This is a genomic window from Rhodococcus sp. JVH1, from assembly GCF_000280725.2.
GTDB classification, from domain to species: Bacteria; Actinomycetota; Actinomycetes; order Mycobacteriales; family Mycobacteriaceae; genus Rhodococcus_F; species Rhodococcus_F jostii_A.
Map to the genome: position 1 here is coordinate 3,559,655 of NZ_CP166289.1, position 24,745 is coordinate 3,584,399.

Consider the following 24,745-nt stretch of genomic DNA (forward strand, 5'->3'; position numbering starts at 1 on the left):
AGGCGGCGAACGTTACGTTCACCCGGCAGAGGGGGCGTCGGCTCGGACGGGCGGCAGCCACCGACGCACCAGGACCGCCGACAGCAGCACCGGAACGGCGAGTGCCGCGACGAGCGTCGTGACCGACAGCCACAGTGATCCGACGGCGATGCCCGCGTAGATCAGCACCGCGGCCACCTCACCGAGCAATCCGGCCACCGATGTGACGGTGGCGCGTGCGGGACCGGTGATCGCATCCTGCACGCGCGCTTCCGACACGATCATCGCGTTGCCGAGGATGCCGTAGCCGACGCCGAGTGCGAGGAATCCGGGGACACCGCCGAGCAGCGCTCCCCCGCCGAGCAGGATCGCGGCGAGGGCGACGGCCCGCCCCATCGCGAGGGCACGCATCGTCGCCGTGCGTCCGGCGAGGGCTGTGCCGACGACCTGACCGCTCACCGTGATCGCGACGAGCAGCGGAACGGACGCCGTCGATGTTCCGCCGTCGCGCGCGAGCAGCCCGAAGTATTCGTCGAACGCCAGGAACGCGATCAGCACCGCCGACAGCAGCACTCCGCGCCGGACCACCGCCTCGCGGGTCACCTCGCCGAGGCCGGCCCGAAGCATCGTGGCGTACCGGGCCGCGAGTCCCCGTCGTTCGTCCGCGGCTTCGAGAGTCTCGTCCGCCTCCTCGACCCTGGGTGCCGCGGGCAGCAGCAGGGCGAAGCTTCCGTGGACCACGGTCGCGCCGACGCTGACCCACCCGACCAGCGGATATCCGCCGATGATGTAGAGCGGCGCCGCCGTCAGCGTCGCGAGAAGGTTGCACACCATGGCGCCGGAGTTGGCGTAGCCGAGCAACTTCGCGAAGTCACCGGCAGCGCCGCGCGCCACGAGTTCGTCGTACAGCAGCGCCTCGAACGTGCCCGACTGGATGGCGCCGCTGATGCCCCACAACATGAATCCGGCGGCGAATCCCGCGTACGACGGCTCGAGGATCCACACGGTGAATCCGGCCGTGCACAGCACGGACGCGAACACGAGGAGGCCACGTCGAGACACGGTGTCGGCCCACGCGCCGGACGGCACCTCCGCGACGAAGGACACAACCGACCAGATGACGAACAGGGACGAGATCTGACCGACACTCAGTCCGTGGTCGGCGAAGAATAGGTCGTACAGACCGTAGAGCGGGATGAGGTCGCGCGTGGACACGTAGCCGACCACGCGGACGGCGAGAGAACGCTGCGAACTGGGTCAAGGCTGGGCGGCGGGATATCTCACGCGCCCAGTTTCGCACTCCGCGCCGGGGGTGTCACCCCGTTTTCGACCTATCCGACGGTCGGCGGCTGATCGACGAGCTGGGCCATGTAGAGCTGGTCGCCCATCTTGTCCATCAATTCGATCTGAGTCTCCAGGTAGTCGATGTGATCCTCTTCTTCCTTGAGGATCGTCTCGAGCAGTTTCGCCGACGTGGCATCGCCCTTGTCGCGGCACATCTGGATTCCCGGACGCAGTCGCTCGACGACCTCGACTTCGATGGCGAGGTCGGAATGGAACTGCTCGCGCAGGTCCTGCCCGATGCGCAGCGGCAGCAGCTTCTGATAATTCGGAAGCGCCTCGAGGAAAAGGATCCGGTCGGTGAGGATCTCGGCGTGGTTCATTTCCTCGATGGACTCGGCCCGAGTCTTGTCGGCCAGTTTGGTGAAGCCCCAGTTGGCTTGCATCTTGGAGTGCAGGAAGTACTGGTTGATCGCAGTCAGCTCACTGGTCAACTGCTCGTTGAGAAGAGCAATTACTTCGTCGTCGCCGCGCATGACTTCTCCGTTCGCCCTGGTTGAGGCGAACGTACCACCGGCAGTAACCGCGATGTCGAAGATCGCGGGATTCAGTTGTGCTGCGGTAGCGTCACGCGGCCACGCTGTTCGCGGCCGACCGCTCCAGAATCTCCTTCAACCGATCGACGCACGTCCCACATCCCCATCCGGCGCCGCAACGCTCACCGATGGCATCGGCACTGTCAGCTCCGGCGGCGCAGTGCTCGTGCACTTCGTCTTCCGTCACTGCCTTGCAGATGCACACGAACATGTGGAGCTCCTTACCGACTCGATTAGGTAAGGGTTACATCATTTCGGAATTCGCGCAAGGGTAGCCTTCCCAAAACCCTGGGCCTGCTTTTATGGCTTCAGGACATCCGTCCCCACGAACGGCACGAGCGCCTCGGGCACCCGGACGGTGCCGTCGGACTGCTGGTGGTTCTCCAGGATGGCGACGATCCACCGGGTGGTGGCGAGGGTGCCGTTGAGGGTCGCGGCCGTCTGCGGCTTCCCGTTCTCGTCGCGGTACCGGACACCGAGACGACGCGCCTGGAACGTCGTGCAGTTGGACGTCGAGGTGAGCTCGCGGTACGCCTGCTGCGTGGGCACCCAGGCCTCGCAGTCGAATTTGCGGGCCGCCGACGACCCCAGGTCGCCGCCGGCCACGTCGATCACCCGGTAGGGCACGTCGATGGCGGCGAGCATCTCGCGCTCCCACGCGAGCAGTCGCTGGTGCTCGGCGTCGGCGTCCTCGGGCTTGCAGTACGTGAACATCTCCACCTTGTCGAACTGGTGGACCCGGATGATGCCGCGGGTGTCCTTGCCGTAGCTGCCGGCCTCGCGGCGGAAGCACGTCGACCAGCCTGCGTACCGCTTGGGGCCGTCGGCGAGGTCGAGGATCTCGCCCGAGTGGTACCCGGCGAGCGGGACCTCGGACGTGCCGACGAGGTACAGGTCGTCGTCGGCGAGGTGGTAGACCTCGTCCGCGTGGGCGCCGAGGAACCCGGTCCCCGCCATGATCTCCGGCCGTACCAGCACCGGTGGGATCATCATCTGGAAGCCGTTGGCCATCGCCTTCTGCGCGGCCAGCTGCAGCATTCCCAGCTGCAACATCGCGCCGAAGCCGGTGAGGAAGTAGAAGCGGGCGCCGGAAACCTTCGCGCCGCGCTCCATGTCGATCAGCCCCAGCGACTCACCCAGCTCGAGGTGGTCCTTGGGTTCGAAGTCGAACGCGGGAATGTCGCCGACCGTCTCGAGGGTGACGAAGTCGTCCTCGCCGCCCGCGGGTGCGCCCTCCTGGACGACGTTGGAGATCGCCCGGTGCGCGGCGTCGAGCGCGGCCTGCGCCTCGTGCTGCTCGGCCTCGGCCTGCTTGACCTTGGCCGCGAGTTCCTTGGAGCCCTCGAGCAGCGCCGGACGCTCCTCCGGGGATGCCTGCCCGACCTTCTTGCCGAACGCCTTCTGCTCGGCACGCAGATTGTCGCCGGCGAGAACGGCGGCGCGCCGGGACGCGTCGGCCTCGAGCAAGGCGTCGACCAGGGCGGGATCTTCGCCACGGGTGCGCTGCGACTCGCGGACGGCGTCGGGGTTCTCGCGGAGGAACTTCAGGTCAATCACGGCTTCAAACCCTACCGGGCGCCGCTGAGCGGCTCACTCCGGTTTCGGTTCGAGCAGGCTCAGAAGGTCCTCGCGGCCGAACATGCGGGCGGCGTCGACGGCGGTCGGGTGGCCGGCCGTGGCGTCGGCGCCACCGGCGACGAGGGTCCGCACAACGGCGTCCTCACCCTTGAACAGCGCCCCCGCCAGCGGAGATTGCCCCTTGTCGTTGAGGCGGTCGACGTCGGCGCCGCGGTCGATCAGGACCTGAACGGTCTCGGCATGACCGTGGTAGGCGGCCAGCATCACCAGGGTGTCGCCGTTCTGATTGGCCAGGTTCACCGGGACGCCCGCGTCGAGATACGTGGCCAAGGACACGGCGTCACCGGATCGTGCCGTGTCGAACACGCGCCCGGCGAGCTCTTGCAGTTCAGGATCCACCGGCTCGGCGGACTGCTGAGGATCGTCACTCATGGTCGTCGAAGTTACGCCAGGTTCGAGCCGATTGCGGGAGTTGTTCTGCTTCCACGATCGGAACAGGCATTATGGAAATCGATGTCCTCAGATCAGTCGAACGGCGCCGAACCCCAGCCGAAGAATGCCGGGCAACCGGAGAAGGCGCCCCGCAGCATGTCCGCGACCACGACGCGTCGCGCGCTCGCGGCCGTCGCGGCAGGTGCCGTGGTGGCGGCGATCGCGACGTTCGCGATCGCCGGCGGTTTCAACCGCAGCGAGAACCTCCCCGCGCACTCGACCGGTGCCGGACCGCAGGCGACGGGTTCGGTGGAGGGCGACGCGTTCGCTTCGGCGGCGGCAGGCGACTGCCTCGACTGGACGCCGTCGAACGATCCGCAGGAAGACCGGAAGGACGTCGCGAAGGTCGACTGCTCGGAGGAACACCGGTTCGAGGTGGCGGCTCCGCTGGATCTCAGCGTGTATCCGGGTGCCGAGTTCGGTCCGGGTTCGCGTTACCCGGGTGCGCTGCGGTTCGCCGCGCTGCGCGACGAACACTGTGTGCCCGCCGTCGATACCTACCTCGGCGCGAAGTTCGATCCGTACGGCAAGTTCAGCGTGGGTCTCATGTTCCCCAGCGAGTCCGGTTGGGCGGCGGGCGAGCGCACACTGCGGTGCGGCCTCCAATTCTCCAGCACCGCAGGGACGTTGCTGCCGTTCGCCGGCAAGGTGGCCGAGCAGGACCAATCCAACATCTGGGATCCGGGCACCTGCATCGGCATCAACCAGAACGTGCCCACCGATCCCGTCGACTGCGCGCAACCGCACGCCTTCGAGGTGATCTCCGTCGTCGACCTGGCCACCCAGTTCCCCTCGTCGATGCCGACCGTCGAAGACCAGGACAAGTACCTCGAGGGTGTGTGCACGCAGGCCGCCAACGAGTACCTCGGTTCCGCCGACGCGTTGCGGAACAAGACGCTCACGCTGTTCTGGGACAACCTGGAACTCGACAGCTGGCTCGCGGGCAGCAGGCGGGTGAACTGCTCGGTGGGCAAGGAGACCGACGCCGGCGGTTTCTCGACCATCACCGGTTCGGCGAAGGGCGAGATCCTCATCAACGGCGCGGCGCCCGTGCCGCCGCCGCCGGTTCCCGAGGGCAGGTCGATGCCGACGCCGCTTCCCGGCGCAGCTCCGGTCCCCGGGAACTGATGTGGCGGTGAGCATGACGCCCGACCGATTCGAGGAATTGGTGGGCGACGCACTCGATCTGATCCCACCCCAACTCGCGGCCGCGATCGACAATGTCGTCGTCCTCGTCGACGACCGCAACGACGAGGACCCCTATCTTCTGGGCCTCTACCACGGGATCGCGCTGACGGAACGGGACAGCCATTACGGCGGATCGCTGCCCGATACGATTACCGTCTATCGCGACGCCCTCCTCGAAATCTGCAGTTCGGAGGAGGAAGTCGTCCACGAGGTGGCCGTCACCGTGATACACGAGGTTGCGCACTACTTCGGGATAGAAGAAGATCGCTTGCACGAGCTCGGCTGGGGATGAACGGTTTTCCCGAGAAGAAATTCTCGGGATCGGGGGGAACCGAAGAGCGCGTTGCAGCGTCCAAGTGTGTAGGGACAGCTGCACATGCAGTTCGTTTGCCGGGGGGCAACTGCCTTCCGCCTGCCTAGGTCAAGAAGGAGTTCGACGCCATGCCAGCTCTGCACGTCGCACCTGAAGCTCTTGTCGCCGCCGCCGTGGAACTCGACGCTCTCGCCGCGCGTCTCGAGACCGCGGTCGCTCTCAACTCCGCGGCCATCCGCGTGCTCCCCTCCGGGAGCGAAGAGGTGTCTCTGCACGCGGCCGGTTACTTCGACACCGTGGCCAACACGTTCACTCCCGCTGTCGCCCAGGGCATTCTCGAGATGCGCGAGACCGCGAACACGCTCCGCACCCAGGCCGCGCTGTATGTCGCCGAGGACTTCGCGCTCGGCGCGTCCCTCGCTGCGGGCATGTGACGGCCGGCGGCTCGAGACCACTAGGAGATCAAGCATGACCATGGGACTGACAGGTGTCATCTGGTTGCCCCGAGGGGCGACCGTCAACTCGACCACCCTCGCCGCAGGCGCGGGCCCGGTGCCGCTGAGCGTGGCGAGCGCGGCGTGGACTGCGCTGTCCACGAGCTTCGTCGACGCCAACCTCACACTGGTCCGCGTGATGGCCGAACTCGCGGCCGGCTGGCAAGGTGTCTCGGCGGCCGCGGCGCTCGCGAAGATCACGCCGTTCACGGTGTGGACCGCCGAATGCGCCGAGCTCGCCGCGGACACCGCAGCGAAGGCGGGGCTCGAAGCGGGCGCCTACACCACTGCCGCGCTCATCATGCCCAGCATCCCCGAGATCGTCGCCGTGAAGACCGCGAAGGCCACCGCGTATTCGACGGGTGGGGCGCTCAACGGCACCGCCGCGGCCGCGGAAGCCGCGGACCGCGCGATGGACATTCGCGCCGGTCTCGTGATGGAGGGTTACGAGGCCGCGTCGAACATCCTGGCGCTCGAGCGCACGTACAGGCAGCCCCCTCGGATCGTCACGAAGGCCGATTCGAAGGAGGTCGGGACGTTCGACGAAATCCCGTCCGACGGTGAATTCGATCCGACCCGTGCCGCGGCTGCCGCCCTGATGGCCGCCGGCCAGAACCCGGCCGTTACCACGGCCGCGTCGCAGGTCGGCAGCATCGCGGGCACCACGGTCTCCACCGCCACGTCGGCGGCGAGCAACATCGGTGGCGCGGCGCTGTCCGCGGTCACCGGTGGCGGCGTCACGCCGATGGTGGGCGGCGCGCCGATGGTGTCCGGTGGCGCGTACGGTGGCGGCTCCGCCTCGACCAGCGCTGCGGCAGCCCGCACCTCGGTCGGTGCGATCGGCGCCGGCGCCGCAGGCGGGGCGACCCTGCCCGAAGGCTGGGGCAAGACGGACGGCGGCCAGGGCGCGCGGCCCGGCGCACCGGCAACGGCACCCGGCGGGGTGATCGGAGACGTTCGCGCCGAAGTGAACCCGGCTGCGGCGGCGCGCGGCACCACCGGTAGCGGACCGATGACGGTCGGGCGCGGCGCGGCCGGGGCGGGTTCACAGGACGAGGACGAGCGGGAGACCCCCGACTACCTGAAGAACTTCGAGCACTTCTCCGACGGGCGCACCGTCATTCCGTCGGTCATCGGCGCGAACCCCGACCACCGGGAGTCCGGACGGTGATCGATCTGGGCACCCAGCCGGGCGTACCGACCCTCCCGGCGGTGACCCTGAGCCTCGACGAAATGGATTATCTCGTCGACACGCTCGCACTCGACGTGCTGCCGGTGGTGCTCGACGCCATCCCGCGGTACGACACGTACGACGCGAGGGACGCAGCGTTTCGCGGCGCCGTCGACACCCTCGCCGCCCGGGATCTGCTCCCGGGCGGTGGGGTTCACCCCGAACTCGCCGACCGCCTCCGGGTTCTCGCCCGACCGCTGTGGGAGATCGCCCTGCGCTGGTACGTCGACGGCAGCATCTCGAGGTTGTGCATCTCCTGGGGCGATACCCTCTCGGTGCTGGCCCTGCGCGCCGGCGACACGTACGTCGTCCAGGATGCGGGCGCCGACATCTTCGCCCCCGTCATCGGAGCGCTGGGGGCCGCGGACCCGATGAACGTCGGCGTCGTCAACGCACCCACGGTCCAGCTCGGCGAAGTCTTCGATCAGGGTGGGGACGGCAAGTCGCTCGCCGCCGCCCTCACCGCACTCGGGGTGACGGCGGCCGACGCGACCGTCCTCGGCAACGGGATGGCAGCCTGCACCACCTACGCCGAGATCGTCGGGATCGTCTACGGCGACGGACGATACGATCCCGTGGGTGGGCCCGTCACGGTCTTCGACACGTCGGCGCACGTCCAGTGTTTCCGCGCACGGGGTGGCGTGGTCGTCGCTCAGCCCCGGCACCCCGCAGCGCCTGCGGCAGGCGCTGGAGTCGCTGGCCGACCGGCTCCGCTGACCTACACCGGTTGCCGCTTCCACCATGCGCCGGTCTCGCGGCGCTCCTTCCAGGTGGTGAACTCGTACCGGTACATGCGCGCACGCACGTGTTTCGGCGGCTCCTCCGGGAACGGGTTGTACTGCAACAGCTTCAGAGTGTCGCGATCGTTCCGCAGCAGCCTCTCGACGAAACCCCGGAACCACGGTTCGGCGTAGCCGGGCGAGATCGCCGTGAACCAGAACAACCAGTCGAGCCGAAGGTGATACGGCGCGAACTGGCGCGGCCGCCGGCGAACGTCTCCCGGTTTCCCCTTGAACTCGTACTCCTTCCACTCGGAACTCACACTCGCATGTGCGTCCGACGTGCCCTCCACGATCACCTCGTAACGCACCCGGGTGATGCTGCCGAACGCGCCGTACGTGTTGACGAAATGCCACTTGTTGAACGACGCATTCATGCGCTGCCCGTGGGAGATCAAGTTGCGAATCGGCCAGTAGCTCAACACGACGACGAGCGCCGTCACCGCGATCACCGCCGCGACGAAGGGCATCGGCGCCGAGTCGCCGGCGGCCGGGACGTCGACGGGCAGCACCTTCTCGTACACGCTGTCCGGGATGACGGACAGTCCCAGCACGATGGTCGTCCAGTTCAGCCACGAGAAGTTACCGCTCGCCACCAGCCACAGCTGGGTGACGATCATGATCGTCGCGGCCACGGCAGCGACCGGTTGCGGTGCGAACAGCCCGAACGGCACCACCAACTGGGCGAAGTGGTTGCCGAGCACCTCCACCTTGTGCAGCGGTGTCGGCAGCCGGTGGAAGTACCAGCTGAACGGCCCGGGCATCGGCTGGGTTTCGTGGTGGTAGTACAGGCAAGTGAGGTCCTTCCAGCATCGGTCGCCGCGCATCTTGATCAGCCCGGCGCCGAATTCGAGGCGGAACAGCAACCACCTCAGCACGAGCAGCACGAGAATCGGCGGACCGACCGAGGCATTGCCCAGGAAGATCGCGAGGAAACCCGCCTCGAGCAGCAACGACTCCCAGCCGAAGCTGTACCAGATCTGGGAGACGTTGACGATCGAGAGGTACAGCACCCACAGGGCGAACCACACGAACATGCACGCCGCGAGCGGAATGACCTGTGTCAGACCGAGCAGCGCGGCGAGGGACAGTCCGGCGCCGGTCCAGCAGACCGCCTCGAAGAATCGGTCCGAGTAGTGGAAATGGAAGATGCTCGGTGAACGTCCGAACGTGACGGCGCGGAGAAAGTTCGGGATCGGCAGCATCCCGTTGCTGCCGACGAGCGGCCTGAACTGGTTTCTCGCAGCCACGAACGCGACGAGATAGATCGCGGCGAGCCCCTCGGTGACGAGCAGCCGACCGAGCGAATAGTCATCGCCAACGAACCAATCCACCGCCGTCACTCCTCGAGGACGGTTTCCTCCATCGTCGCGCAACCCCAGGGTGCACGCAACGACGTCACCCCATCGGGTCGTCGGCGCCGGGGATCACCCGGTGCTCGAACGGTGGCTCGACGGTTCCCCAGCGCACGCACTCCCAGCCGCCACCCGCGAGTGGTGTCAGCTCGACCGACTGTGTGTTGGCCAGATGATTGTTGGCGGCGAACAGCCCGGGCACCCCGGCGAGTTGCGCTGCCACGAGCCGGATGGCGGCGCCGTGGCTGACCAGCACGACGTCTCCCGATTCCGCCGGGTCGTCGAGGTATTGCTCACGCAGGGAGTCCACGACCGGGACATACCGTTCGAGGATGTCGTGGGCGGATTCCCCGCCGGGGACGCGGGCGTCCAGTTCGCCGGTGTGCCACAGGTGGAACGTCTTCATGAACAGCTTGTGCGACTCCTCGTCGCTGCGGTCCTCGAGTTCACCGGCCTGGGCCTCGTGCAGGCCCTCCCGTACCTGGACGGCGATGCCCGACGCGAGTTCGACGAAGCGCGCCGTCTGCCGGGCGCGCAGTGCCTGCGAGGACACGAGGGCGACCGTCGTCGCCTTCGCGGCGAGGTCGGTGCCCAGCCGTTCGGCCTGGGAGAGCCCTTCGGGTGTCAGCCGGGCACCGGGCAGCCGGGTGTCGAGCCTGCGCTCGACGTTGGCCTCGGTCTGCCCGTGCCGGACCAGGATCAGCTTGCCGCTCACGATTCCCTCTCTCCCTGACGGATTCGTTCGATCCAGTCCGCTGCGTCTCCGTCGGACGGCGGCGGCGGGCCGCTGGGGTTCGCCGCGGGCCAGGACCCGAGGAACCGCACGTGCGACTTGCGGTGCAGCGCACGGAACGCCTCGGCGACGAGCGGGTCGTCGATGTGCCCGATGCAGTCGACGAAGAAGCGGTACAAGCCGGGGGTGGTGCGCACCGGGCGCGATTCGATCCGGATGAGATCGATTCCGCGGGTAGCGAACTCGGAGAGCACACCGACGAGGGAGCCGGGGGTGTTGTGGGGTTCGAGCACGGCCGACGTGCGGTCGCCGCCGGTGCGTGCGGGCACCTGGGTCGGCGCGGTGACGAGAACGAATCGGGTGCGGGCGCTCTTCTCGTCCGCCACCCCGTCGGCGAGGCTGCGCAGCCCGAGCCTTTCGCCCGCGAGGGCGGTGGACACGGCGGCGTCGGCGAGGCCGTTCGCAACGTCCTCGGCGGCGCCCGCGTTGGAGGACGCCGTCTGCAGTTCGGCGCCGGGGCAGTTCTCCTCCAGCCAGATTCGCACCTGACCGGCCGCCACCGGGTACGCCCGCACGGTGCGCACCTGATCGAGCCGCTCGATGCCGGCCCTGCCGAGGATCGTGAACGCCACGTCGAGCTCGGTCTCGGCCACGATCTGCAGGCGGTCGCCCAGCGCGAGCGAGTCGAGGGTGGGCACCACGGCCCCCTCGACGGAGCTCTCGATGGGAACGACGGCACCGTCGACGACGCCGTCGCGCACCTTGGCCAGGCTGGCGGGCGGACTGGTCGCGGCGACCCGCTCGACCGGGCCGTCGAAGGCACCCGCGGCCTCGAGCTGGGCGAGCGCCATCTCCGTGAAGGTTCCCGAGGGTCCGAAATACGCGATCTTTGGCACGCCTACGAGATTACGCACCGAGCGTTGACGGACCGGCGCATTGTCGGTGAATGTTTACCGCAGACCCGCGTCCGCCAGCTCACGGGCGACGAGCGCCGGGTCGGGTACCTCGACCCCCAGCAGGACCTCGCGGACGGCCTCCGCGGCCTCGGGGATCAGCGAGGTGAGCCTCGTCGGATCCGGTGCCGCGAGCGCCGCCCGCACGTCGTCGCCGCGCAGGGACGCGACCGTCCCGGACAGAAGCGCGAGCACCTCGGCCGTGTCCCGGGCCCTGGCCACGTATCCGACGCCCGCGTGCGCGAGGACGGCCAGGAAGTCGGCGACGTCGCCGATGGCGTGCCCGCTCGCGAGGCCCGGGATGCGGCCTGCGTCCGCGAGTTGCTGCGCCGTCTCGGCGAGACCGGGGTCGTCGCTGCCGTCTGCGGTGACGAACACCGCGAGCGGAGACGGCAGCCGGAGCGCCACCGCGTCGCCGAGTTGGTCCGCGGGGCAGTCGAGGTGGAACCGGACCGCCTCGTAGGAGGCCTGCTCGCTGGTGCGGAGAGCGGCGGGGTCGACGTCGAGACCCACGATGATGCGGCCGGCGTCGGTCCCGGCGGCGTCGAGCAGCGCGGACGCCGGAACGACCCGCGGTCCGAGTGCGCCGCCTGCGGCCGGGCCGGTGTCCTGGGATCCGCTGAGAAGTTCGGTGAGCAACGACTGCGGTTCGCGGGAGCGCGGGACACCGAGGGAGAGGGGTATAGCCACCTCCCCACCGTAATGCCCACCTCGAGGACCGGATTCGTCTCGGGGTCTTGCCATCGCCGACTCGCCCACATTAGGTTAGGGTTACCTCAGTATCGCGGAACCCTGAAGGAGGCTCCATGCCCGTCACGACCACCGGTCCGTCCACCGCCGAGCGTGTGCGTAGCTCGTGCGCACGGACCCAGGACGCGGTACTCGCCGTCGAAGGCAGCGCACCGACCGTCACGTCGGTACACCACCTGCGGTCCAGCGGCGACGTCGTGGTCGCCGTGCCCACCGAATCGGCGGCCGCCACGCTGTCCTGGCTCGCCGGTGGCGGTGGGATCCCCGCCGTGCTCGAGCTGACCGACAACTCACCGCTCGCGCTGCGTGAGCCCGTGCGGTCGCTCGTCTGGCTGCGCGGCAACCTCCACGCGCTCTGCGAGGCACACACCCGGACGCTGGCCGACGAGGTGGCGTCCGAATACCCGCACCCCGGACTTCTCGACGTCGGGCACGATGCGACGCTGCTGCAACTCCGCCTCGAGTCGGCGGTGGTCGCCGATTCCAGTGGCGCCGAACCCGTCGCCCTCGACGACCTGCTCGCCGCCCGGCCCGACCCGTTCTGGGAAATGGAAACCGCCTGGCTCCAGCACCTCGACGAGGACCACCGTGACCTCATCGACATGCTGGCCCGTAAATTGCCGCCCCACATGCGACGCGGACGTGTCCGCCCGCTGGGCATCGACCGGTACGGACTGCGACTGCGCGTCGAGAACGATCACGGCGACCGCGACATCTGGATGCCGTTCTCCGCGCCGGTCGACGACGCCGTCGCGCTGAGCAGGGCGATCCGGCTGCTGGTGGGGTGCCCGTTCGTGAACGGACTCCGCGCGCGCGGCTGATCGGCATTCCGGTTCGGCGCGCGCTAGCGTGTGCCGCGTGATCTCGCGTGCAACGCTCGCCTCCTGGATACGGCCCGCATCACCCGAACCGGCCGCTCCGCCGGCCACCGGGAGTGAGCGGCGTGCCCTGTGGATCGAGATCACGATCGTGCTGCTCGTCACGTTCGGGACGAGCGGACTGTCGGGACTGCTGTCGCTGTCCGAATCGCTGCTGACCCCGGGCAACCTCGCCGATCAGGCCGTCGCCCTCAACGTCTCCCGCGCGGAGAACCAGATCATCGACGTCGCCCGGCAATTGCTCGGCGTGGTGAAACTTCTCGCCTGGGGCGCGCTGGGTCTGTATCTCCTGTGGCGCAGCGGCCTCGGGCCGCGCGCCGTCGGGCTCGGCCGACCCCGTTGGCGTCCCGACGCGACGCAGGGTGTCGGGCTCGCTGCCCTGATCGGTCTGCCCGGGCTCGGCTTCTACCTGCTGGCCCGCGCGATCGGCGCCAACCTCACCGTCGTGCCCAGCACGATCGGGGATCACTGGTGGCGGCTGCCGGCCCTGATCCTGTGGGCGATCGCGAACTCCGGCGCGGAGGAAGTGCTCGTCGTCGCATATCTGGTCACCCGGCTGCGGCAACTCGGGTGGAGCGAGAATTCGTCGCTGCTCGCGTCGGCGGTGCTCCGCGGGACGTACCACCTCTACCAGGGTTTCGGCGGCGGGCTGGGCAACGTGGCCATGGGTCTGGTGTTCGGCCGGTACTGGCAGAAGACTGGACGGTTGTGGCCTCTCGTGATCGCCCACGCCACCATCGATTCGGTCGCGTTCGTCGGCTACGCCGCCCTGCGCGGGCACGTCGGCTGGATTCCGTAATCCGGCGGGACCAGTAAAGTCGTGCGGGTGACCGGCGACGCCCCCTACCCTCCGCTGCCGCCCCGTCCGCCCCGGCGGACGCAGGGCGGGCAGCAGGTGCCGCCGCCCCCGAACCGCCGAATGCCGCCACCTGACCAGCGGGTTCCTCCGCAGACGCGGCGGGTGCCACCGCAGGGTCCCCCGCAACAGGGACCTCCTGCGCCCCGCCCGCGACACCCCGCTCCCCGGCAGGGTCCCCCGGCGCCGCCGCCGGAGGGCACCCAGGTGATCCGCCGCGACGGTCGGGGCGCCCCGCCGCCGCCCCAGCAGGCGTGGTCGCAGGCCCCCGAACCGCAGTTGTCCCGGTCGGCGCCGCCGCAGGGTCCGCGCGGCTACGCGCCCACCCAGACGCCGCAGCCGTACCGCGACGCGCCGCCACCGCCGCCTCGGGTGCCCGACCGGCGTCCCCCTCGCACGCCACCACCACCCCCTCCGCTCGCACCGCCGCGGACCCCGGAGCCCCCGGCGCAGCGACGTCCCAAGCGCAAGCGGAACTGGGGCCGGCGTATCGGCATCCTGTTCCTGGTGCTGGTCCTGGCTCTCGCGGGCATGACGTACTACCTCGACAGTTCACTGAACCGGATCGACGCGCTGGCCGACTACCCCGGCCGGATCGACGACACCCCCGGCACGAACTGGCTGCTCGTCGGTTCGGACAGCCGCACCGGGCTGACCCCCGAGCAGGAACAGGAGTTGTCGACCGGCGGCAACAGCGGCCCCGACCGCACCGACACCATCATCGTGGTGCACGTCCCCAGCGGCGGCGGACCGGCGACGATGGTGAGCATCCCGCGCGACTCGTACGTGTCGATCCCCGGCTACGGCGAGGACAAGATCAACGCGTCGTTCGCGTTCGGTGGTCCGCAACTGCTGACCCAGACGGTCGAGGAGGCGTCCGGTCTGCACATCGACCACTACGCCGAGATCGGGTTCGGTGGTTTCGCCGGCATCGTCGACGCGATCGGCGGCGTCGACATGTGCCTGGACACCGCCATCGACGATCCGCTCGCGGGGATCAACCTCGCGCCCGGCTGCCAGGAACTGTCGGGGGCGCAGGCCCTCGGCTTCGTCCGCAGCCGCGCGACGGCGCTCGCCGACATCGACCGGATGAACCATCAGCGGATGTTCATGGCGGCGTTGATGTCGAAGGCCACCAGTCCCGCGACGTGGCTCAACCCGTTCCGTGTCTGGCCGCTCGTCACCGACACCGCCGCATCGCTGCGTGTCGACGAGAGCGACCACATCTGGCACCTCGCCGCACTCGCCTGGGCGGTACGCGGCGACATGGTCACCACCACCGTCCCCGTGGGCGGTTTCGAGGACGTCGACGGTGCCGGGAACGTGCTGCTCTGGGATCACGAGCGGGCGTCCCAGTTCTTCGACGCGCTGGCGAACGATCGTCAGGTCCCGGCCGAACTGGTCACCACCGGACCGTGACCGACGCCCGTAAACTGACACCCATGTCTCAGTCGGCGCCGAAAGCACCCAGCGAGTTCCATGCCCTCCTGCAGCAGCAGATCCGCAACGAGTTCACCGCATCCCAGCAGTACATCGCGGTGGCCGTCTATTTCGACTCGCACGATCTCCCGCAACTGGCTCGCCGGTTCTATTCGCAGGCCGCCGAGGAGCGCGGCCACGCGCTGATGATGATCCAGTACCTGATCGACAACAATCTCCGCGTGACCGTCCCCGGCATCGACGACGTGGTCACCGATTTCGATTCGGTGCGCGCCCCCGTCGCTCTGGCGGTGGAACGGGAACGCGCCGTCACGGAACAGATCACCAAGCTCGCCCGCACGGCCCGCGACACGGGCGACTACCTCGGCGAGCGGTTCATCCAGTGGTTCCTCGAAGAACAGGTCGAGGAGGTCGCCAGCATGCACACGCTCCTCACCATCGTCGAGCGTGCCGGCGACAACCTGTTCGACATCGAGGATTTCATCGCCCGCGAGATGAGCGGGAACTCACCGATCCGTCCGGGCGCGCCGAAGAGGGCGGGCGGCGGCGTCTGACCCTTCCGGGTCAGCAGCGGGTGGGCGCCGGTTCGCCGCGGAACCGCGCGGCGACGTATTCGTACGCGTCCGGAAAGCCCACCACTGCCGTCGTCATGTGCTCGGAGATCTCGTACGGGACGAACGTCAGTCTGGCGCCTGCAGCGCAATAGCGGTGCGCGGTCTCGGCAACCGAATCGAACGGTGTCAGCCCGTCGAGCGTGCCGTGCCACAGGTAGAGAGGCGCGGTCGGGACACCCTCGAAATACCGCAGACTGTTGTCGCGCAACACCTGATGCGCACCCGAACTCGCCATGAGACTGGTCGACGCCGCCAGCTGTCCGGCGCTGCGGAAGGCGCCGTGAAACAGGAGGAACCGGCGGCATTCGTTCGACATCCACTCGCGCAGCCACAGCCCGGTCTCGTTGAGCTGCGACGAAATCGGTAGCTGGTCCGGGTATTCGCGTTCCAAGCCGATCGCGGCGGCGAACGCGAGCCCGAACCCCGGGTGCGGATTGAAGCCCAGGCCCTGGGCCATCTGTTCGAGGTCCGCGGGAATCCCACCCGCCACCACCGCGTCGAGTTTCAGCTCCGGCGCATAACTCGGGGCCAGCGCGGCGGCCCAGGCACTGGCCATTCCCCCACCCGAATATCCGGCGAGCGCCACCGGGCTGTGCGACAACCCCAGTTCGGCCACCCGCTGCACCGCCCGGACGCTGTCGAGGGTGATCATGCCGCCGAGTTTCGCGGCACCGTACGCGCCGGTCGGGCCGAGATGGTCGGGCACCGAGACCGCCCAGCCGCGCTGCAGACCCAGATACAGGCCTGGCGACTCCTGCAGTTCCAGATTGAACAACGACCGCGACGGGGCGCACTTGGTTCCGAGCGAATTCACGATCGCCTGATACGACACGAGCGGAGGATTCGCGACACCGCGGGGAAGCAGCACCGTCGTGACGGCCAGGATCGGATGCCCCGTCGAGTTCGTCGACCGGAACGCGATCTGCCACCCGTCCGAGTTCGCGTACATCCAGGTGTCGATCCGCCGCGTCCGGACGACGTCGCCGGGACGAAGGACCCCGAGGTCGGGCGGAGCGAGATAGAAGGGGTCGGGATCCGGCCACGGATACAACGGTTCGGCCTGCGCCGGGGCGGGAATGGTCGCCCCCAGGAAAAGGGCACCGAGGATCAACGCGAGCCACGTACCGAATCGTCTCAACATGTGCCTGCCCCTCCGCACCGTCGGAACGCTGTGAATTTTATACACGGGCGGGCGCCCGCCGACGTGGTTTGCCCCGTTCCCGTCGAGCCTCCGCCGCCAGCTCAGGTTAGGAAAATGACATCAGAATGGTCCCGAAATTAGGTTGACTTTAGTTTGGGAACGCTTCCCAAAATTAGGTTGAACTTGGATGACACCCGCTCTGACCAGCGATATTATCCATTTCATGACTTCCGCTGACGCGCACAAGACGAAATTCCACGCTCTGCTCCACGACCAGATTCGCAACGAATTCAACGCGTCACATCAGTACATCGCGACTGCCATCTATTTCGACAATGCGGACCTGCCGCAGTTGGCCAAGCACTTCTACAAGCAGGCCGTCGAAGAGCGCAACCACGCCATGATGATCGTCCAGTACTTCCTCGACCGCGACATCTCCGTGGAACTGTCGGGTGTCGACGCGGCGAAGGGCCAGTTCGAGAACACACGCGAGCCGATCGCCCTCGCCCTGACGCAGGAGCAGACGGTCACCGAGCAGATCGTGCAGCTGGCGAGCACCGCCCGCGAGGAGGGCGACTACCTCGGCGAGCAGTTCATGCAGTGGTTCCTCAAGGAGCAGGTCGAGGAGGTCGCGAGCATGACGACGCTGCTGACCATCGCCGACCGCGCGGGCAGCAACCTGTTCGATCTCGAGGAGTTCGTCGCGCGCGAGATGAGCGGCCCCGCAGACACGTCCGGGGCACCGCACGCGGCCGGTGGTTCCATCTAGGCGGCTCCGCCGCCCGTGAGGGGTTGACGAGTCTCTGCGCTCCTCAACCACTCACGGGCCCGTAGGGCCTATCGCAACGTGACCTGGCGGCCGCGCAGTCCGTCGCGGGCGCGACGCTCCTCGGTGCTCAGCGGCGCGTCGACGGCGAGCGCTTCGGCCAGTCGCTGACCGAGTTCGACGGTGGCGGCCGCCCACTCGTTCGCATGCTTTTCGCGGTCCAGGTCGAACACCGGGACCAGCAGGCCGTGTGTCCGGAACGACCCCGCGTAGCGCGAACCCTCACCGAGGTGCAGGCCGCCGGTCGCGTGCACGCGCGCCAGGGCCAGCATCAGGTCGTCTTCGTTCTCCGGGCGCACCCAGCGGATGTGCGCCTTCTCTCCCGCATCGACCCACCACGCCGCGACGACACCTTCGGCCTCGACGCGCGCGGACGGCATGATCGCCGCATTCGCGTGCTGCACGGTGGTCGCGACCTCGGGGGCCGGCTCCACGCCTTCGGGAATCCACCAGTTGAAATCCTGGTGCACGGTGATGTCGAGCGGTGCGTCCGCGTCGATCACGTCGGCCAGTGCCGGGGTGTCGGATCCGGGGTTGGCGGAGGTCAGCGATTCGCCGGCCGCGGCGTCACGGACCCAGGCGACGGAGGCGGCCAGATCGGCGCCGAGATCCGCGGAATGCGCCTGGACCTGCACACCGACGAACCCGGTTGCACTGTCGCCCTCGTCGCGGACCAACGCCGCGACGGCACCGGGCAGCACGGTCGCGAGGGTCACCGGACGGGACGAATCCTTGACGGGCAGCGGGGCGGTCGCCGACGGGACGAACTCGCGCAGCGCCACCAGATCGCATTCGGCGGCGAGGCCTTCGAACGGCCGGGTCACGGCCGCTGCGGCGCTCTCCCGTTCCGCCTGCCGCTGCGCGAGCTTCTCGGCGCGGGCACTACCGGGCTTCGGACCACTGTTTCTCTTGCTCTTCTTTGCCACGACGCCAAAACCTACACGCCGACGCCGGTCCGGTCAGGACGCCAGCCACTTCTTGGTGCGGCCGGGGTGGTTGGTGGCCACCCAGCTGACCCCGAGTTCGCGGCACAGTTCGACGTCGCTGCGGTTGTCGACGGTCCAGCAGTAGGTGGCTCGTCCTGCGGCGGCGGCCTTGTCGACCATGTCCGGGTGTTCGTGCAGCGTCTTCACCGACGGACCGACCGCGGTGGCGCCGACGGTGGTCGCGGCTCCCCCGCCGAGGTACCGGGCGGATTCGCCGAGCAGGACGGTCGGGAGCATCGGCGCCGACCGGCGGATCCGCCACACCGCTCCGGCGGAGAACGACATCACCACGGCGCGGGAGTGGTCGGCGGACGGCGGTGCGGCGATGCCGAAGCGTTGCAGTTCGGCGAGCACCTTGCTCTCGACGAGGCCGCCGAAACGCACGGGGTGCTTGGTTTCGATGAAGAGTTTCACCGGGCGCGCCGACCAGTCCAGGGTGAGCGCGATCAGCGCACTCAGCTCGAGGAGTTCGGCGGGCTCCTCTTCGGTGCCGTAATTGAACTCCGCGAGCTCCTCGAGGGTCATCTCGCTGACGACGCCGGTTCCGGTGGACGTCCGGTCGACGGTGCGGTCGTGGACGCACACGAGGTGGCCGTCGCGGGTGAGCCGCACGTCGCATTCGAGTCCGTCCGCGCCCTCTTCCAGCGCCAGCTCGTACGCCGCGAGGGTGTGTTCCGGCATGGCCGCCGAGGCGCCGCGGTGCGCCACGACCAGGGGTCCGCGCCGGTCGGGGCTCACGATGCGACGGCTTCCCGGTCGCCGGCCTCGGACGTCTTCTCCGCGGACTTCTCCGCGTCCGTCTGCGGCGGCGGGTCGGTGGCGATCACCCAGCGGGTGACGGGTTCCTTCGCCCCCTTCAGCGTCCGGCCCTCGAGTCGTCGGAGCACCATCAGTGCGAGTACGGCCGTCGCGGAGGCGACCAGCGCCGTGAAGGCGGCCAGCAGGACACCGTCCGCCATGGCCTGCAGTCCGGGCCTGGACCGCCAGAACCAGTTGAAGACGACGAGCACGGCGCCGAAGACCCACAGGCTCCACCAGGCTCGGACCAGTAGGACGGCGCGGGGGTCGCGGCGAATCACCTCGAGCAGGTATACCCCCGGCATCACCAGGTTCAGGCCCGGCACCGCGCAACCGACGATCACCTCGGTGGGGGTGCGCGGGTCGGACGTCTTGGCTCGGGCGAACGTGCGGCGACGCATCCGCAGCAACCAGCACACACCGCCGATGCCCGACAGCAGCGCGAGGAGCATCCCGCCGGCCTGGCCGAGGAACACCGCGATGTCGGACACGGCGAGCAGGGTGGGGTCGATCAGCCGCGTGCGGTTGCGGAGGAGGACGGCGTACCGGCCCAGTTCGGCGATCACGGCGAACGCGTACAGACCGGCGGTCAGGGTGAGGAAGAAGGCCGCCTTGCCGGCGAGCAGTTCCGGCCAGTCGCGCCGCGTAGCGGCGGTCTCGACGTGATCGTGGAGTCCCCAGCGGGGGATCTCGGTGTAGTGCGGGGTGGGGCTCGGCGCCGGCGGCTCGGCCGCGAGGCCACTCCGCCGCAGCGGGGATCGCGCGATCCAGCGGAATCCCCGGCTCGCGGGTGGCTGGTGCTGGTCGGTGCGGACGGGGGCGAGCAGCACGCCGTGGCAACGGGGGCACCACTGCGCCGGGGAGCCGAGGACCGGCCACCGAGCCGCGCATCGCGCGCACACCTGAACGACGACGCTCATCCCCTCCGCACCCACTTCACATTGCCGATTCTGTCACGACCCGCGAATGCGGGCAGCCCACGACCGAATCGTCCTTTTTGGGGAGAATGTGTGAGCTGCACCACGGAAAATGCCGAGTTATCCACAGTTTCCACAGGTTCATACACAGTTATGGACAGTGTGAGTAGTGCTCATACACAGGTCAGAGCGCATGCGAATCCGGGATTGTTGACAGCTTCGGATGAACGGTCCACAACGGTGGATGAATTTGACATCGCAGCTCGGTGAACAATCGGACTCGGTGACCGACGGCTCGGCCCGGAATTACCCCTCCAGTTCGGATCGCCCGCGAAGCGACCCGAGAACTCCGGACCGGCCGTCGTCTCCCCCACCTGTGCCGGGCGAAAATGCCCCGACACTTGATCTGACGCAGCCCGGCGCGGTTTGGTTCCACCTGATCTGTAATCTCGGAAAACGATGACGGACGACGTCGGATCGCGGTGGCACCTCGGGCCCGCCCGTGTCCTCCAGGTGGCGGCCGCCCTCGTCGTGGTGCAACTTCTCGTGCGGACGTGGGTGGCCGCGAGCAGCGACTTCTACTGGGACGATCTGATCCTCGCCGGGCGCGGCGGAAGCCTCCCGCTGCTCTCCGCCGACCTCCTGCTCTACGACCACGACGGTCACCTCATGCCCGGCGCTTTCCTGGTGGCGGGTATCGCGACGCGGTTGGCGCCGTACGAGTGGATCCTGCCGATGCTGACGATGATCGCGCTGCAGGCGGTGGCGTCGTATGCGGTCTTCCGGCTGCTTCGCACGATTCTCGGTCTGCGTCCGGTCCTGCTGGTTCCGCTGGCGATCTATCTGTTCTCTCCGCTGACCGTGCCGGCTTTCGCCTGGTGGGCGGCGGCGCTCAACGCACTGCCGCTGCAGATCGCGCTGGCGTGGGTGGCGCGCGACGCCCTCGAGTTGTGCCGCACCGGGCGGCGGCGGTACGCGGTGTCGGGCACGCTCGTGCTGATCGCGTCGCTGCTGTTCTTCGAGAAGTCGGTCGTGGTCCCGTTCGTCGCGTTCGCGACCGTGGCGCTGCTCGCGTACGTCGGCGAGCGGGAGCGGCCGGTGCGGTCGACGCTGCGGCGAGGTGCGGCCCTCTGGGTCCCGTCGGCGGCGGTGCTGGCGGTCTGGGCGGCGTTCTATGTCTCCACCGTCGCGTCGCAGTGGGAATGGGCGGGCGCATCGCGCGCGTTCGAACTGTTCCACCACGGCACGTCGCTCGGGTTGCTGCCCACGTTCGTGGGTGGGCCGTGGACGTGGGACCGGTGGATTCCGAGTCCCCCGTGGGCCTCCCCGTCGACGGCGCTGGAGGTGGTCGGCTGGGTGGTCCTCGTCGCGGCGGTCGTCGCGACGGTCCGGCTGAAGCGCCGCATCGGCTGGGTGTGGATCCTCACGGCCGCGTACTTTCTGTTGTCGGTGACGGCGATGGTCGTCACCCGCTGGGGCGCGGACACCACCTACGAACTCGCGCAGACGCTGCGCTACTTCACGGACACCGCCGTGATCCTCGCGATCGGCGTCGCGGTGATCGCCCGTGCACCCCGCCGACGCGCCGACCCCGTCCGGGTGCGGCCGCTGGTGGCCGTCACCGCCGTGGTCGCGTTCGTCGCGAGCAGCCTGTGGTCGACATACACGTTCACCCGCAGCTGGGAGGAGAACCCGACCACGGCCTACCTCGCGACCGCGCGTGCGTCGCTCGCCGAACGGGACGACGCGCCGATCCTCCAGCAGCCCGCGTCCATCTGGGTGCTGTTGCCGGTGGCGTACCCGAACAATCTGGTGAGCCGGGTCTTCGCTCCGCTGCGGGACCGCCCCGCGTTCTCCGACAGCACCCCCGACCTCCGGATGATCGACGACGCGGGTTCGGTGGTCGACGCCCAGGTCACGTGGGTGCGCGCGATCGAGCCCGGACCCGTCCCCGACTGCGGGAACCTGGTGGATCAGCGCAGTTTCGTGTCCCTCCCCCTCGACGGACCGCTGACCGGCTGGGAGTGGACTGCGCAGCTCAACTACATGGCCACCGCGGACGGTGAGATCGCCGTCGCGATGGAGGTCGGCAGCCCGGTGCGGGTGCCGGTGCAGCGCGGCCCGAATTCGGTGTTCGTGCGGCTCACCGGCGGCGGGCAGAGCGTACGGGTGAGCACCCTGACCCCGGACCTGTCGCTGTGCATCGGCGCAGGCCCGGTCGGGGTCGTCGTGCCGAAGTAGTTACCGCCCGTACCGCGACCACGCGACGCGGGCACTGGCCGCACCGACGATCGCGGCAGCCACCTCGTCCCAGCTCGCGGCGGGCAGCCCGAGCTTCGCGAACAACGAGCGGCGCGGCCCGGTCATCTCGAGGGTCGCGTCGGGGAACCGCTTCTCCACCACCTCGCGCAGCGTGCCGATCCCGTCGACGATGCCGAGCTCGACGGCGCGGCGCCCCAGCCAGACGTCGCCGTTGAACAACTCGGCCCCGTCCGCCTTCAGCTTGTCCCCACGGCGGCCCACCACCCAGTCGCGGAACTCGTCGTGGATGCCTTCCTGGATCTGTTCGAGCCACTGCACGTCCTCGGACTTCTCCGCGAAGAACGGGTCGAGGCGGGCCTTCGCCTCGCCGGCCGAGTGCAGCCGCCGCTCGATGCCCAGGCGGTCGATCAGTTCGGAGAACCCGAAGCCCGCCGAGATGACACCGACGGAGCCGACCACCGACGTGGCGGTCGCGTAGATCTCGTCGGCCGCGCAAGCCAGCCAGTAGCCGCCGGACGCGACGACGTCCTCGCAGAACGCGAGTACGGGCAGTTCGTGTTCGGTGGCGAGCTGACGGATGCGGGCGGCGATGTATTCGCTCTGCGTCGGCGACCCGCCGGGACTGTTGATCAGCAGCGCCACCGCTTTCGCACCGTGCGTGGTGAACGCGCGGCGCAGCGGTTCCTCGACCGATTCCGCACTCAGCACGCGCCCGAAACCCGCTCCGCCGGACGCGATCATGCCCTGCAGCCGGACCACCGGCACCACGCCGGCGCCGGAGCCCCCGAACGCGTCGGGCAGCTTGTCGGCCAGCGGTTTCGGCAGGTTCAGTGGGATCTTGGCCATGAAATCAGCGTACCGATCACGGATCGGGCAGAGTGGTTCACATGGAGTTGCGAATTTTTACCGAACCCCAGCAGGGTGCCACCTACGACGATCTTCTGGCGGTGGCGCAGGCCGCCGAACGTTTCGGATACGGCGCGTTCTTCCGGTCGGATCACTACCTGGCCATGAACACCGAGGGCCTTCCCGGACCGACCGATGCGTGGATCACGCTGGCGGGTCTCGCCCGTGAGACGTCCACGATCCGCCTCGGCACCCTCGTCACGTCCGCGACGTTCCGGCATCCCGGACCGCTCGCGATCTCGGTGGCGCAGGTCGATCAGATGAGCGGCGGCCGCGTCGACCTCGGCATCGGCGCCGGCTGGTACGAGGAGGAGCACCAGGCGTACGGCATCCCGTTCCCGCCGCTGAAGGAGCGGTTCGAGCGGCTCGAGGAAACCCTCGCCGTCATCACGGGGCTGTGGCGCACTCCGCTCGGTGAGACCTTCTCCTACGACGGGACGCACCTGACCGTCAAGGATTCGCCCGCACTCCCGAAGCCGCGGCAGCCGCAGGGCCCGCCCATCCTGATCGGCGGCACCGGCAAGAAGAAGACGCCAGCGCTGGCCGCGAAGTACGCGGACGAGTTCAACGTCCCGTTCCAGTCCGTCGACGAGACGCGGGACGTGTTCGAACGGGTCCGGCTCGCGTGCAAGTCGATCGATCGCGACCCCACCAGGTTGGTGTATTCCAACGCGCTCGTCCTGTGCTGCGGGCGCACCGAGGAGGAGATCGCGACACGCGCCATGAACATCGGACGCGAAGTGAGCGAGCTGCGCGAGAACGGACTCGCCGGGTCGCCCGCCGAGCTCGTCGACAAGATCGGCCGCTACGCCGAGGCCGGGTCGCAGCGGATCTACCTGCAGACCCTCGATCTCAGCGACCTCGACCACCTGGAACTGGTCGCCAGTGAGGTCGTTCCGCAACTGGGCTAGGCGAGCTCGAGTTCGGCGGCCACGACGACGGGCAGATTCAGGGGCAGCGCGGCCACCCCGATCGCCGTCCGGGCGTGGTCGCCGACATCCGGGCCGAATACGTCGAGCACCACCTCGGAGAACCCGTTGAGCACCGCGGTCGTCTGGTCGTAGCCCGGTTCGGCGTTGACGAACCCCGTGACGGTGAGCCACGCACCGATGAGGTCGAGATCGCCCACCGCGCGGCGAACCCCCGCCAGCACCGCGAGGGCGGTGAGCCGGGCGGAGTGCGTGGCATCGGCGGCCGACACGTCGGCGGGAACGGACCCGAACGGTCCGGCGGGTGTGCCGTCCTCGGCGAGCGGCCCGTGACCGGACACCAGCACCCTGCGGCCGTGCACGCGTACCCAGCTGAACGGCAACTCCACCCCCGGCGGCAGCTGGACGGCGCGGGGCAGCACCAGCCCCAGATCACGTAGTCGGGACTCCGCGCCCATCACCCCTCCGCT

General features: G+C 68.8%; 26 protein-coding genes and 1 pseudogene. 12 read left to right on the top strand and 15 right to left on the bottom strand.

The window, feature by feature from the left end:
- Nucleotides 1-18 precede the first annotated feature (18 nt).
- From JVH1_RS16235 to JVH1_RS16255, 5 genes are all read right to left on the bottom strand, one after another.
- Nucleotides 19-1,206: an MFS transporter gene (locus JVH1_RS16235; RefSeq protein ID WP_009477121.1), complete on the bottom strand. Its 1,188-nt coding sequence runs from the start codon at nucleotides 1,204-1,206 to the stop codon at nucleotides 19-21.
- A gap of 104 nt (nucleotides 1,207-1,310) precedes the next feature.
- On the bottom strand, nucleotides 1,311-1,796 hold the full coding sequence (gene bfr, locus JVH1_RS16240) for a bacterioferritin (RefSeq protein ID WP_009477120.1): 486 nt from the start codon (nucleotides 1,794-1,796) through the stop codon (nucleotides 1,311-1,313).
- A gap of 91 nt (nucleotides 1,797-1,887) precedes the next feature.
- Nucleotides 1,888-2,067 carry a bacterioferritin-associated ferredoxin gene (locus JVH1_RS16245; RefSeq protein WP_009477119.1) on the bottom strand — a complete coding sequence of 60 codons (180 nt, stop codon included), beginning with the start codon at nucleotides 2,065-2,067 and terminating at the stop codon, nucleotides 1,888-1,890.
- A gap of 89 nt (nucleotides 2,068-2,156) precedes the next feature.
- Nucleotides 2,157-3,413 carry a serine--tRNA ligase gene (gene serS, locus JVH1_RS16250; protein WP_009477118.1) on the bottom strand — a complete coding sequence of 419 codons (1,257 nt, stop codon included), beginning with the start codon at nucleotides 3,411-3,413 and terminating at the stop codon, nucleotides 2,157-2,159.
- A 33-nt stretch (nucleotides 3,414-3,446) separates the two neighbouring features.
- Nucleotides 3,447-3,866, bottom strand: coding sequence for an ankyrin repeat domain-containing protein (locus JVH1_RS16255; protein WP_009477117.1), 420 nt, complete (start codon nucleotides 3,864-3,866; stop codon nucleotides 3,447-3,449).
- Between the two features lie 81 nt (nucleotides 3,867-3,947).
- Here JVH1_RS16255 and JVH1_RS16260 point away from each other — a divergent pair, with 81 nt between their 5' ends.
- The 5 genes and pseudogenes from JVH1_RS16260 to JVH1_RS16280 all read left to right on the top strand — a co-directional run bounded on the left by JVH1_RS16260 (nucleotide 3,948) and on the right by JVH1_RS16280 (nucleotide 7,869).
- Nucleotides 3,948-5,054, top strand: a complete 1,107-nt coding sequence (locus tag JVH1_RS16260; RefSeq protein WP_009477116.1) for a septum formation family protein — start codon at nucleotides 3,948-3,950, stop codon at nucleotides 5,052-5,054.
- 1 nt (nucleotide 5,055) lies between these two features.
- Nucleotides 5,056-5,406, top strand: a complete 351-nt coding sequence (locus JVH1_RS16265) for a metallopeptidase family protein (RefSeq protein WP_009477115.1) — start codon at nucleotides 5,056-5,058, stop codon at nucleotides 5,404-5,406.
- A gap of 149 nt (nucleotides 5,407-5,555) precedes the next feature.
- The gene (locus JVH1_RS16270; protein WP_009477114.1) at nucleotides 5,556-5,861 is read left to right on the top strand and encodes a PE family protein; all 306 of its coding nucleotides are present in this window, start codon (nucleotides 5,556-5,558) and stop codon (nucleotides 5,859-5,861) included.
- 34 nt (nucleotides 5,862-5,895) lie between these two features.
- Nucleotides 5,896-7,092, top strand: coding sequence for a PPE family protein (locus JVH1_RS16275; protein ID WP_009477113.1), 1,197 nt, complete (start codon nucleotides 5,896-5,898; stop codon nucleotides 7,090-7,092).
- Nucleotides 7,089-7,869 (top strand): annotated as a pseudogene (locus JVH1_RS16280) (ESX secretion-associated protein EspG). The gene JVH1_RS16275 and the pseudogene JVH1_RS16280 overlap by 4 nt, the downstream one beginning before the upstream one ends.
- Nucleotide 7,870: 1 nt before the next feature.
- Here the strand turns inward: JVH1_RS16280 and JVH1_RS16285 are convergent.
- Genes JVH1_RS16285 through JVH1_RS16300 form a run of 4 tightly spaced genes read right to left on the bottom strand, consistent with a single transcriptional unit; the run spans nucleotide 7,871 to nucleotide 11,662 of the window.
- A complete protein-coding gene (locus tag JVH1_RS16285) occupies nucleotides 7,871-9,274 on the bottom strand; it encodes a lipase maturation factor family protein (protein ID WP_043780517.1) in 1,404 nt (467 codons plus the stop codon).
- Nucleotides 9,275-9,329: 55 nt separating this feature from the next.
- Nucleotides 9,330-10,001: a histidine phosphatase family protein gene (locus JVH1_RS16290; protein ID WP_009477110.1), complete on the bottom strand. Its 672-nt coding sequence runs from the start codon at nucleotides 9,999-10,001 to the stop codon at nucleotides 9,330-9,332.
- The gene (gene pheA, locus JVH1_RS16295) at nucleotides 9,998-10,915 is read right to left on the bottom strand and encodes a prephenate dehydratase (RefSeq protein WP_009477109.1); all 918 of its coding nucleotides are present in this window, start codon (nucleotides 10,913-10,915) and stop codon (nucleotides 9,998-10,000) included. The genes JVH1_RS16290 and pheA overlap by 4 nt, the downstream gene beginning before the upstream one ends.
- 54 nt (nucleotides 10,916-10,969) lie before the next feature.
- On the bottom strand, nucleotides 10,970-11,662 hold the full coding sequence (locus JVH1_RS16300; RefSeq protein ID WP_043780515.1) for a hypothetical protein: 693 nt from the start codon (nucleotides 11,660-11,662) through the stop codon (nucleotides 10,970-10,972).
- A gap of 116 nt (nucleotides 11,663-11,778) precedes the next feature.
- Between JVH1_RS16300 and JVH1_RS16305 the strand changes: the two genes are divergently transcribed.
- The 4 genes from JVH1_RS16305 (at nucleotide 11,779) to JVH1_RS16320 (ending at nucleotide 15,450) form a co-directional block, all read left to right on the top strand.
- Complete coding sequence (locus tag JVH1_RS16305; protein WP_009477107.1) at nucleotides 11,779-12,543, top strand: DUF2470 domain-containing protein; 765 nt, start codon at nucleotides 11,779-11,781, stop codon at nucleotides 12,541-12,543.
- A gap of 37 nt (nucleotides 12,544-12,580) precedes the next feature.
- Complete coding sequence (locus tag JVH1_RS16310; RefSeq protein ID WP_009477106.1) at nucleotides 12,581-13,399, top strand: CPBP family intramembrane glutamic endopeptidase; 819 nt, start codon at nucleotides 12,581-12,583, stop codon at nucleotides 13,397-13,399.
- 264 nt (nucleotides 13,400-13,663) lie between these two features.
- The gene (locus JVH1_RS16315) at nucleotides 13,664-14,875 is read left to right on the top strand and encodes an LCP family protein (RefSeq protein WP_009477105.1); all 1,212 of its coding nucleotides are present in this window, start codon (nucleotides 13,664-13,666) and stop codon (nucleotides 14,873-14,875) included.
- A 23-nt stretch (nucleotides 14,876-14,898) separates the two neighbouring features.
- Nucleotides 14,899-15,450: a ferritin gene (locus tag JVH1_RS16320; RefSeq protein ID WP_043780610.1), complete on the top strand. Its 552-nt coding sequence runs from the start codon at nucleotides 14,899-14,901 to the stop codon at nucleotides 15,448-15,450.
- A gap of 10 nt (nucleotides 15,451-15,460) precedes the next feature.
- Here the strand turns inward: JVH1_RS16320 and JVH1_RS16325 are convergent, their stop codons facing one another.
- Nucleotides 15,461-16,651 (bottom strand): lipase family protein, encoded by a 1,191-nt coding sequence (locus JVH1_RS16325; RefSeq protein ID WP_009477103.1) that lies wholly within the window; start codon nucleotides 16,649-16,651, stop codon nucleotides 15,461-15,463.
- A 223-nt stretch (nucleotides 16,652-16,874) separates the two neighbouring features.
- Between JVH1_RS16325 and JVH1_RS16330 the strand changes: the two genes are divergently transcribed.
- Complete coding sequence (locus JVH1_RS16330; protein WP_029539686.1) at nucleotides 16,875-17,420, top strand: ferritin; 546 nt, start codon at nucleotides 16,875-16,877, stop codon at nucleotides 17,418-17,420.
- 68 nt (nucleotides 17,421-17,488) lie between these two features.
- On the opposite strand, the gene JVH1_RS16335 is transcribed toward JVH1_RS16330, so the two are convergent.
- The 3 genes from JVH1_RS16335 to JVH1_RS16345 are packed head-to-tail and all read right to left on the bottom strand — an operon-like array spanning nucleotide 17,489 to nucleotide 20,181.
- A complete protein-coding gene (locus tag JVH1_RS16335) occupies nucleotides 17,489-18,403 on the bottom strand; it encodes a DUF5926 family protein (RefSeq protein WP_009477101.1) in 915 nt (304 codons plus the stop codon).
- Nucleotides 18,404-18,436: 33 nt separating this feature from the next.
- The gene (locus JVH1_RS16340; RefSeq protein ID WP_009477100.1) at nucleotides 18,437-19,201 is read right to left on the bottom strand and encodes a glycerophosphodiester phosphodiesterase; all 765 of its coding nucleotides are present in this window, start codon (nucleotides 19,199-19,201) and stop codon (nucleotides 18,437-18,439) included.
- Entirely contained in the window at nucleotides 19,198-20,181 is a 984-nt protein-coding gene (locus JVH1_RS16345; RefSeq protein WP_043780513.1) for a DUF4328 domain-containing protein, read from the bottom strand. The genes JVH1_RS16340 and JVH1_RS16345 overlap by 4 nt, the downstream gene beginning before the upstream one ends.
- Nucleotides 20,182-20,637: 456 nt before the next feature.
- On the opposite strand from JVH1_RS16345, the gene JVH1_RS16350 reads away from it, so the two are divergent.
- Complete coding sequence (locus JVH1_RS16350) at nucleotides 20,638-22,419, top strand: hypothetical protein (protein ID WP_009477097.1); 1,782 nt, start codon at nucleotides 20,638-20,640, stop codon at nucleotides 22,417-22,419.
- Here JVH1_RS16350 and JVH1_RS16355 read toward each other — a convergent pair whose 3' ends face one another.
- A complete protein-coding gene (locus JVH1_RS16355) occupies nucleotides 22,420-23,286 on the bottom strand; it encodes a S49 family peptidase (RefSeq protein ID WP_009477096.1) in 867 nt (288 codons plus the stop codon). It abuts the gene before it with no gap.
- Nucleotides 23,287-23,327: 41 nt separating this feature from the next.
- Here JVH1_RS16355 and JVH1_RS16360 point away from each other — a divergent pair, with 41 nt between their 5' ends.
- Nucleotides 23,328-24,257 (top strand): LLM class F420-dependent oxidoreductase, encoded by a 930-nt coding sequence (locus JVH1_RS16360; protein ID WP_011596535.1) that lies wholly within the window; start codon nucleotides 23,328-23,330, stop codon nucleotides 24,255-24,257.
- On the opposite strand, the gene JVH1_RS16365 is transcribed toward JVH1_RS16360, so the two are convergent.
- Entirely contained in the window at nucleotides 24,254-24,733 is a 480-nt protein-coding gene (locus tag JVH1_RS16365; protein WP_009477094.1) for a RidA family protein, read from the bottom strand. The genes JVH1_RS16360 and JVH1_RS16365 overlap by 4 nt on opposite strands.
- Nucleotides 24,734-24,745 lie beyond the last annotated feature (12 nt).

Coding starts and splice junctions, on each gene's coding strand:
- JVH1_RS16355 (WP_009477096.1), bottom strand. CDS start 23,286: ATGGCCAAGATCCCACTGAACCTGCCGAAACCGCTGGCCGACAAGCTG.
- JVH1_RS16275 (WP_009477113.1), top strand. CDS start 5,896: ATGACCATGGGACTGACAGGTGTCATCTGGTTGCCCCGAGGGGCGACC.
- JVH1_RS16260 (WP_009477116.1), top strand. CDS start 3,948: ATGTCCTCAGATCAGTCGAACGGCGCCGAACCCCAGCCGAAGAATGCC.
- JVH1_RS16305 (WP_009477107.1), top strand. CDS start 11,779: ATGCCCGTCACGACCACCGGTCCGTCCACCGCCGAGCGTGTGCGTAGC.
- JVH1_RS16245 (WP_009477119.1), bottom strand. CDS start 2,067: ATGTTCGTGTGCATCTGCAAGGCAGTGACGGAAGACGAAGTGCACGAG.
- JVH1_RS16350 (WP_009477097.1), top strand. CDS start 20,638: ATGACGGACGACGTCGGATCGCGGTGGCACCTCGGGCCCGCCCGTGTC.
- bfr (WP_009477120.1), bottom strand. CDS start 1,796: ATGCGCGGCGACGACGAAGTAATTGCTCTTCTCAACGAGCAGTTGACC.
- JVH1_RS16320 (WP_043780610.1), top strand. CDS start 14,899: ATGTCTCAGTCGGCGCCGAAAGCACCCAGCGAGTTCCATGCCCTCCTG.
- JVH1_RS16325 (WP_009477103.1), bottom strand. CDS start 16,651: ATGTTGAGACGATTCGGTACGTGGCTCGCGTTGATCCTCGGTGCCCTT.
- JVH1_RS16365 (WP_009477094.1), bottom strand. CDS start 24,733: ATGGGCGCGGAGTCCCGACTACGTGATCTGGGGCTGGTGCTGCCCCGC.
- JVH1_RS16360 (WP_011596535.1), top strand. CDS start 23,328: ATGGAGTTGCGAATTTTTACCGAACCCCAGCAGGGTGCCACCTACGAC.
- JVH1_RS16270 (WP_009477114.1), top strand. CDS start 5,556: ATGCCAGCTCTGCACGTCGCACCTGAAGCTCTTGTCGCCGCCGCCGTG.
- JVH1_RS16345 (WP_043780513.1), bottom strand. CDS start 20,181: ATGAGCGTCGTCGTTCAGGTGTGCGCGCGATGCGCGGCTCGGTGGCCG.
- JVH1_RS16330 (WP_029539686.1), top strand. CDS start 16,875: ATGACTTCCGCTGACGCGCACAAGACGAAATTCCACGCTCTGCTCCAC.
- JVH1_RS16255 (WP_009477117.1), bottom strand. CDS start 3,866: ATGAGTGACGATCCTCAGCAGTCCGCCGAGCCGGTGGATCCTGAACTG.